The 7,990-nt window shown below is 61.7% G+C and carries 7 protein-coding genes and 1 pseudogene; 2 read left to right on the top strand and 6 right to left on the bottom strand.

Annotated elements, in window-relative coordinates; genetic code table 11:
• Nucleotides 1-293 precede the first annotated feature (293 nt).
• The 4 genes and pseudogenes from ACE3S9_RS11030 to ACE3S9_RS11015 form a co-directional block, all read right to left on the bottom strand.
• Nucleotides 294-1,373 carry an HlyD family secretion protein gene (locus ACE3S9_RS11030; RefSeq protein ID WP_374546508.1) on the bottom strand — a complete coding sequence of 360 codons (1,080 nt, stop codon included), beginning with the start codon at nt 1,371-1,373 and terminating at the stop codon, nt 294-296.
• 24 nt (nt 1,374-1,397) lie between these two features.
• A complete protein-coding gene (locus ACE3S9_RS11025; protein WP_374546507.1) occupies nt 1,398-2,672 on the bottom strand; it encodes a glycosyltransferase family 2 protein in 1,275 nt (424 codons plus the stop codon).
• A gap of 5 nt (nt 2,673-2,677) precedes the next feature.
• Nucleotides 2,678-4,096, bottom strand: a complete 1,419-nt coding sequence (locus ACE3S9_RS11020; protein WP_374546506.1) for a hypothetical protein — start codon at nt 4,094-4,096, stop codon at nt 2,678-2,680.
• A gap of 492 nt (nt 4,097-4,588) precedes the next feature.
• Nucleotides 4,589-5,051 (bottom strand): annotated as a pseudogene (locus ACE3S9_RS11015) (IS3 family transposase); the annotation flags it as partial.
• Nucleotides 5,052-5,079: 28 nt separating this feature from the next.
• Between ACE3S9_RS11015 and ACE3S9_RS11010 the strand changes: the two are divergent.
• Nucleotides 5,080-5,988 carry an HAD-IC family P-type ATPase gene (locus ACE3S9_RS11010; RefSeq protein WP_374546509.1) on the top strand — a complete coding sequence of 303 codons (909 nt, stop codon included), beginning with the start codon at nt 5,080-5,082 and terminating at the stop codon, nt 5,986-5,988.
• A gap of 72 nt (nt 5,989-6,060) precedes the next feature.
• Complete coding sequence (locus ACE3S9_RS11005; RefSeq protein ID WP_374546505.1) at nt 6,061-6,453, top strand: hypothetical protein; 393 nt, start codon at nt 6,061-6,063, stop codon at nt 6,451-6,453.
• Here ACE3S9_RS11005 and ACE3S9_RS11000 read toward each other — a convergent pair.
• Nucleotides 6,420-6,815 carry a hypothetical protein gene (locus ACE3S9_RS11000; RefSeq protein ID WP_374546504.1) on the bottom strand — a complete coding sequence of 132 codons (396 nt, stop codon included), beginning with the start codon at nt 6,813-6,815 and terminating at the stop codon, nt 6,420-6,422. The two genes, ACE3S9_RS11005 and ACE3S9_RS11000, sit on opposite strands and share 34 nt — an antisense overlap.
• Nucleotides 6,805-7,764, bottom strand: a complete 960-nt coding sequence (locus ACE3S9_RS10995) for an exopolysaccharide biosynthesis protein (protein ID WP_374546503.1) — start codon at nt 7,762-7,764, stop codon at nt 6,805-6,807. The genes ACE3S9_RS11000 and ACE3S9_RS10995 overlap by 11 nt, the downstream gene beginning before the upstream one ends.
• Between the last annotated feature and the right edge of the window lie 226 nt (nt 7,765-7,990).

Genomic DNA, 7,990 nt, shown 5'->3' with positions numbered 1-7,990 from the left:
TCACGCAAATCCTGGCTGTAAGACCGGGCCATGGGATTCCTCCCTCGCAATCACGCTCGTAGACTCGCACGAGCGTGGCCGTTTGGGAATCCCAGCCGAATCCGAATTCACAGAACTTGCTCTAGCGACGCGAACACGCGTGGCGGCGAAGCGGGCGTGCGGTGATGATCTGACTTCAGGTCACTCGCGAGGGGAAAGTCGACCTATAAATATCTATTTATATATCAATAATATAAGCCATGAGTCGAAAAACAGGCGAAAAAGCCGCGAATCTTGCCTTTCACCTCAGCGGATCAATGGGCCAACTGCCTGGGCGCAGTCGTGGCTTCGCTACGCCATGAAACCATCGCCCACCGAGCGCCGTCGATCAAGTTTGATAGGCCATAAGGTCCAGTAACCTTGATCTTCGCCATCAACGGAAACTGTGTCGGTTCGTCGAACACGATGCGCGCTACCTGGTTGCGATCCACGCCACTCAGATTGGACTGGAATTCAGCGGGCGTCCGATCCGTGATCGTCTCGATCCGCTCTACTCGGCCGCTTTCGCGGTTTACGCCATCCGTCACGATCACCCTTTGCCCGGGCGCAATGCCGTAGAGGCGATTGGTTGGCAGATAGGCGAGCACATATTTTGCGCCGTGATAGACGTCGGCCATGATTTCGCCGTGGGTCAGGACGGCGCCGGGCTCCGCGACCTTCGCCCCCAGCGTGCCTCCAACGGGAGTCACGACGATGCCCTCGCGATAGGTCGCCTGGGCGCGCTCGAGCGCGACGGCGAGATGGGCCAGATTTAATTTCGCCGTGCCGCGTTCGCTTTCGAGTGCGCTGCTTTCGGAGCGCAAGGCTTCGACCTCGCGCACGGCGTCATAGGCGTCGCGGGTCGCCTCGGCCTGACGCACCTGCGTGGAAAAGCCTGACGCGACGGCCTTCTCAATCTGCGCCTGCGCGGCTTTCGCCGTGCGACTCCGGCTTTCTGCTGAAGGTAGCGTCGTCTCGATGGCTGCGAGTCGCTTCGCGATCTGGGTTTCACGCGCCTCGATCTGTGCCTTGCCGGTAATGAGGCTGGAGATGAGGTCCAACATCTGAGTCGAGACGACATTGCCCAGTTCCTGGCCAGCCACAACTTTCTGTCCCGGCCGAGCCGCGAAGGAAAGAACCTGCGCGTCAAAGGGCTGGGTAACGATTTCGCGATCCTGTACCACCAAACCGCTAGCGTCCAGCAGCACGAGGGAGCCGATGAAAAGATAGACCACCCACAAGGCACCCGCGCTGAGGCCAAAAACATAGAGCCGGCGGGCGAGAGTCTGGCTGGCGCGCACCTGGTTCCGCGCATTGTCGGGCCGAAACTCTGGACGCAGGGAATGGATCGCCATCTTTTTTCTGTCTCCGGCGCGCGCTTATCGCCAATCGTTGAGGTTGTGCACTTTTTTCGGAACGTAATTGTCCTTGAGCGACAGAGAAACGATAGCCTCCGAGCTGTAGGCATAAAGCCGATGAAGTTTCATCACATAAGTCGAAAAAACTCCGTACATGGGCAAGAACGGCAGCAGGCGCCAATAGACCGGGCGATTGGTGATCAGCGCCGCGGCGGCGAAACAGGCAAGATCCAGCATAAATAGGGGCAGCGCGACCGCTGCGAGCAGGACGAATCCGGTCACGCCAAACGTGGCGAACAGCCAGCCGAGATAGAACGGAAAGAACAGAGTTGGCAACGCTGTGAAGAGCAGGAAGTCCCATTGGTGTGCCGCTTCCCGCCAAAGAAAACCCGGCGCGAAAGGATTGAACAGACGACGATATTTACGAAACCGGATCCAGTAGGAATCGCGCTCCCATCGGCTGCGCTGGCGAAGCAGGACATAGGCGGATTCAGGCACGTCGGTATAGCAAATGGCGCGCTGGGCAAAGACGGTCTTATAGCCAGCAAGCCTGAGCCGAATGGTGAAGTCCAGATCCTCGCCGCCGCCTGCATCCATGCCACCGATCAGGTCCCACGCGCTGCGGCGAAAGGCGCCGAAAGCGCCCGAAATGCAGCAGACCTGATCGAGCACGCCGGCGAAGGTCTTGCCGAGTGAAATCGAGATGAGATACTCGATGCCCTGGATCGCGGTGGTCATCGAACGGTGCCAGTTGCGTACCAGGATGTTACCGGAGACCGCCCCGACGGAAGCGTTCCCGGTGAGCGGGCGCAATAACTCCTCGATCGCGTCGGGCTCGAACGAACAATCGCAATCAGTGACGATGAAGATCTCGCCATGCGCCATGCGGGCCGCAAGGTTGAGGGCTGCCGCCTTGCCCCCGCGCAATTGCAGACGGCCGATCGACTGCACCAGCCTCTCGCTCTGCAAGCGCCGCATGATCGAGAACGTCCGGTCGCTGGATCCGTCGTCGACGCAGACGATTTCGAAATCACTGAAGGTCTGTTCCCGCAGCGAGCGGACGCACTTCTCGATGGCGTCCTCTTCGTTATGGCCAGCAAGCAGGATCGAGACGGGAGGAAGCGGCAGGAGCGGGCCGTAAGGCCGATGTTCGAGCAGGATGAAGGCGGCCGCCGTCGCCTGAATCCCGAGAAAATAACGCGGCGCATCCGTCAATAGCACCATGCCGAACATCGCGAAGAACGACCATCCTGACAAGGATCCGAGCAGGTGCCAGGCATTGTCGAACAATTCCATCGCACTCACGCAACTTTTCTCGTTAGCTCCGCGCCCCCAGGAACTTCCTCAGGCGAGAAGACCGCGAGTTCGATCCGGGGCGCGAGCGAGAGATGCCGTTCGAGCCGTTGCCGAATATTGGGCAGGTGCCGCTCGACCTCCGCCTTTGAGTCGCGCCCGAGCAGGGCCAGAAAGACGGGCGCCGCCGCGATGATCTCCGTTTCGGCTGTGAAGCATTCCCGCATAATCTGCTTGAAGAAGGTGCAAGTCTGCCGCCAGGCGTCGCTGCCGTCGGGCGTCTCCGGCGGTTTACGCAAACGAACGAACAGGATGCTGCAGGGTTGCCCGATCGCCGCATGGCGCCGTGCGAAAGTGCGGACCCTTCCGCCGATCGAAAGATCGTCGGCTCGGGGAAGGGGGGAGCCGCTGGTCACGCAGGCGCGTCCAGCGGCGGTCAGGCCATAGGAATAGATCGTTTTGCTGGCGATGTTTCGCGCCTCGACGCGCGAGTCGCAATCCAGGCAGACGAAGCCGACCTTATGCTCGGTGGAGAGGTGGCTGCAGGATTGGCAGACACCGATTGACCCGGGACGATCGTAATCGACGCTGAAGTTCTTCAGCTGTTGCAGGCACTTCGGGCAAACCAGCTCACCGCCTCGCCGGAAGTCGCGCTCGGGCCCTTGGCAGGCGCATTTCAGATGATGGACGATCGGCTCCTCGAGGATATCGGCACCGCCGCAGCTCGTGCAATATTCACGCACCGTCATCCGGGCCGAGGCGCAATGGGGGCAGACGTTGGTCTTGTCGAAGAATTTTCGTTCCAGAAGGCCCTGGCTGGCCAGTTCGACCGCGAGTGCCACCGTACCCGGTATCGCGACCTCGTCGTCATAGACGAAGGTTTCGCGGACGCTGACCTCGCTTCGTGGCGTCAAAGCGCGATCGCGCACGAACAAGCGCGCTAGCAGCATCAAGCGGCGATCTTCGGTTGCGATCACGTCGCGTGGCAGGGAACGCAGTCGCCGCACGGCGGGGCGCAGCATCTCGACAGCTTCGTCAATCCCGCGCCGTGAAGCGCGGTCCACTGTGACGTCGGCGTGGCGATGATCCTGCGTTCCACGCCCCCCGCTGGTCGCATCGACAATGGGGAGAATTGCGGCGGGGGCGCGGCCGAGACGCCGCGCTAGCAAGGACGAGGCGTTCGTCTCGGTCAGCACGACGATGTCGGGAGTTTCGTTCGGATTGGCGAAACAGACATCATCCGACTGGATTGTCTCATTGAACCGGCCGGGAACGCTCGATATCCGAATGGGAGGTTGACGCCGCCGGGTCTCCGGCGCGTCGGACTCATACGAGGGGCTGGGCCCCGAAGACCCTGCGCGGCTAGAAAAATCGACGAGCGTCGTCGTCGGAAAGTCCTGCTTCGCAAGAAGAATCGCTTCGCTCATCTGTACACAGACCAACACTATATCGACCGAGGACCCGGCGAGCCCCTCCGTTCATCGGCTTCGGCAAACGCCCGGCGCGATACCGCGAGCCGGGAATTCTCTGAGATTTGTCGACGACGTTTCTGTTCTCGCGAACGACACAGGTCCAATTCACACCTTAACGTTAGCAGAGCATGTGTTGATATATCGTTGCGTCACCTTATGCATTGATTTGAGCCTCAACACCCGAATTCGTTGCCGTCTTTGGCGTACAGGAAGAACCGATCGACAGTATATTGAAGGGTGAGTGCTGCGCCCCGGCAAGCGACGGCGCGGCAGAAGCAATCCATTCGTAGCAACGAAGAGCAGCGATCCGAGGCAAGGCGTTGGGTTTAGCGAGCGCCATTGCATTGCATCACGCTCGTGTAATTTGGGCGCAACCTTTTCAGAACCGGCCTTTGCACCGGTTCTTTTTTCGCGTTTGATAGTGAGCACTGAATCGCCCCGCGTTTTCTAGACACCTTCGATAGCGGTTTTGTTGCGGCGTTCGAATTCGACAGGTGAGAGCATGCCATTGCGGGCGTGCTTCCTGGTCGGATTGTAGAACATCTCGATGTAATCGAACACATCCTGGCTGGCCTCGGCCCGGGACCGGTAGGTTCGGCGGCGGCTGCGCTCGCGTTTGAGCGGATTGAAGAAGCTTTCGACTACGGCGTTGTCGTGGCAATTGCCGCGCCGGCTCATCGACGGCTCAAGATTGTGGTGTCTCAGGAACGACGCCCATTCCATGCTGGTGAATTGCGATCCCTGATCCGAGTGGATCAGCACCCGGTTTTTTGGCCGACGGCGCCAAACGGCCCATATGCACGGCCTGCAAGACCGCTTCGGTAGTCTGACGGCTTTGCAACGACCAGCCGATCACCCGTCGCGAGAAGAGGTCGATGACCACGGCGAGATAGGCAAAGCCTTCCAGCGTCACTTACGGTCGTCACGACGAGAACCAGATCCTGAGCTGGGCGGCGGCGGCGGAAAACAAGTTCAGCCACCCCATCGCCAAGGCGATTATCGACCGCTTCGAACAACTCGGCGCGCCGATCCCGGAGACCGACGAGACCAAATATGCGGTCGGCTATGGCGTCACGGTCGGCGTCGAAGGCCATATCGTCCATGTCGGCAGCGCGCGCTATATGGCGCATGAAGGCGTCAAGCTGCCGTCGGCGCTGGAGCGCGAGGTCGAGCGGGTGCATGACGACGGCCATTCGCTCATCATGGTCGGCGTCGACGGCGCGCTCGGCGGCGCGCTGGAGCTGAAGGCGGCGCAGCGCAGCGAGGCGCAACTCGTGATCGACGGCCTCCGCGCGCGCGGCGCGAAGCATCTGGCGATCATTTCCGGCGATCACGACCGCCCGACGCGCAATCTGGCGCGCAAGCTCGGCATGGACCGCTATTTCGCGGAAGTGTTGCCGCAGGACAAGGCGCGCTATGTCGAGGCGCTCCAGAAGGAAGGCCGCCGCGTCTGTTTCATCGGCGATGGCGTGAACGATTCGATCGCGCTGAAACAGGCCGACATGTCGATCTCGCTGCGCGGCGCCTCCAGCATCGCCACCGACACGGCCGAGATCGTGTTCATGGAGGAAAGCCTGGAGAAGCTGCTTGAAATCCATGACGTCGCAACCGATCTCCAGCGCAATATCAAGCGCAGCTGGCGGATGATCGTGGGCGCCAATGCGGTCTGCATCGCCGGCGCGCTGTTCGGCAATTTCGGCGTCATGCATTCGATGGTGTTCAACCAGATCGGCGGCTTGGCGGCGGTCGCCAATGGCTTGCTGCCGTTGCGCAAGGCCGCGCGGCTTCAACATCAGAAGGATGAGTTGGCGCATTTCATCGCCGAGCACAGCGAGCGGGCGCTCTGAAAGGGCGTCTGATCGCGAAGCAAATCCGTCGCCGTCGCCGCGAGAAGCGGCGCCGAATCGGAATGGGGGCAGATGGTGTCGAGGCGTTATGGCCGGGCGCAATTCATCAAGGACGCGACATGGCTGGGGCTTGCTCCGGACGCCGCGTTCTCTCGGACAGAATTGCGCCGCCGGCGCGACCGTCTGATGAACATCCATCACCCGGATCGCGGCGGTGATGCGGCGAAAGCCGCGCGCATCAACGCGATTTATGCGCGCATGACCGCATGGCTGGACAGCCGCGGCGCCGTGGAGTCTGAAAGACGGGGGCCGAACGTTTCGCCAGCCGCCGAGCCCGGAGGACAGGGGGGCGTGTTCAAATCGGGCCTGTCCGCAGCCTTCCACGCCGGGGCGGCGCAGATTTGCGCTGTCGCCATGGTGGCGCTCGCCACTTACGCCGCCTTTCGTGGAAACAGGAAACCGTAGCGCGGCGCCCGATCAGCCCGCTCGCGAGCGGGCTGATCGGCGGCCGTCATGAAGCCGGCACCAATCAGGACCTCCTGCAAATGGGCCTTGAGTTCCTCCTTGCGCGCCTTCGTGAACAGCAGCCGCGCCCAGGCCGGCGCCGCGCCATAGCATTCGACGCGATCATCGAAAAAGACGATTTCGATCGTGACCGGATTGACCAGAATGCGAAGAAATTTCTCCTCGCCGCGCTTCAGCCATTTGAAGGAGACTTCGCGCTCGAACAATGCGGCGTTTTCGGTGATCTGGGCGTCGATCGCGCGGCGTTTTTCCGCCGTCAAAGGCGAGTGGACCGGGAATACGTAAAACTGTTCAAGATCCATTTGCCTGAGCCGCCAACCTTTTATGTGCGCGAACCGCGACCATGCGCGCGCGTCGCGCCCGTTTCCTCGGCGGCGAAACCGCCGCGCCATGCGCGCTCGGACGACGCGGGATCGCCGCGAGGGGGGAGAGCATCAACAGCAGAAGCCCGCTCCAGCGCAGGCGCGCCAATTCGCCCAGGCCATCACAGCAATGATCGAGCATTTTCGCGAGCGCGTCGAGATGCAGCGCCCGCGCGCAATGCAGCAGCCACGCCTTGATTTTGGCCCATAATTTCTGTCCGGACGCAATACTCAGCGCCGCCAAAGCCAGCGACGCAATGCCGGCGACCGCGCCGATCATGACCGCGAGTCCGTCGCGTTCGGCCATGCCAACGGCGACAAAAAAGGCCGAAGCCGCGTGTTGCACGCCGCCGCCGATGATCGGCGCCATGCTGGCTAGGCCAAGGAGAAACAAGGTCAGACCGAGCGCGCCGCTCATGAGCGGATGAAACACCCAGCTCCAGCGTTCGCGCACGGCGCCCTCCGCGCCTTCGAGCATGGCGGCGACACCGTGAATGAGAATCGCGAGCGAATTGCGCGGGATCTTCCGGCGCAGCAGGGAGCGCGGCAGACGCACGTCGCGGCGGCCAAGCGCCAGTCCGGCGCCGAGCGCGCTGGTGACGCGTCCGCACAGCGCAGCTGCGTCCGGCGCCTCGAACAGGCCGGCCGCGGAGAAAAGGGCGAGCGACGGCGCCGCGTCATCCGGGCCCAGGGCCTTGATGATGTGGTGCACGGAAAAATGGCGGGCGTGCGGATTTTCCGTCAATACGCGCCGGAGCCGGCCCGACAATCGCGCGCGATCGTGAGTCACGCCAACGCCTCGCAGGGCGTCGGCGCTGACGCCCGCGACCCTTCGCGACAATGGCTGGCCTGTCGCCGTGTATTTTTGCGCCGCCGAGTGATATGTCATTGAATTGACACGAATCAAGTTGGTCGATAACTTTTATAGACTAACTATCATACGGGTCCACGATCGTCTGTCAATCCGTCCGCCGGCCTATCGACTCATCGTATCCCTCCGGTGAAGCACGCGGCGCGGGCAAGCCGTCCGACGTGGCGGCGGAGGCTAGGCTGCTTGGGAGGCGATGCCTGAAGGGTTCCAGTTCCAGGGCAATAACTCGTCGAGTTTTTGAACT

This window comes from Rhodoblastus sp. (genome assembly GCF_041915505.1).
GTDB lineage: Bacteria > Pseudomonadota > Alphaproteobacteria > Rhizobiales > Beijerinckiaceae > Rhodoblastus.
This window is presented reverse-complemented; position numbering and strand designations above follow the sequence as displayed.

Excerpts from the sequence above, each read along its gene's own strand:
- ACE3S9_RS11020 (WP_374546506.1), bottom strand. The coding sequence starts at position 4,096 with ATGAGCGAAGCGATTCTTCTTGCGAAGCAGGACTTTCCGACGACGACG.
- ACE3S9_RS11000 (WP_374546504.1), bottom strand. The coding sequence starts at position 6,815 with ATGGATCTTGAACAGTTTTACGTATTCCCGGTCCACTCGCCTTTGACG.
- ACE3S9_RS11025 (WP_374546507.1), bottom strand. The coding sequence starts at position 2,672 with ATGGAATTGTTCGACAATGCCTGGCACCTGCTCGGATCCTTGTCAGGA.
- ACE3S9_RS11005 (WP_374546505.1), top strand. The coding sequence starts at position 6,061 with ATGGTGTCGAGGCGTTATGGCCGGGCGCAATTCATCAAGGACGCGACA.
- ACE3S9_RS10995 (WP_374546503.1), bottom strand. The coding sequence starts at position 7,764 with ATGACATATCACTCGGCGGCGCAAAAATACACGGCGACAGGCCAGCCA.
- ACE3S9_RS11030 (WP_374546508.1), bottom strand. The coding sequence starts at position 1,373 with ATGGCGATCCATTCCCTGCGTCCAGAGTTTCGGCCCGACAATGCGCGG.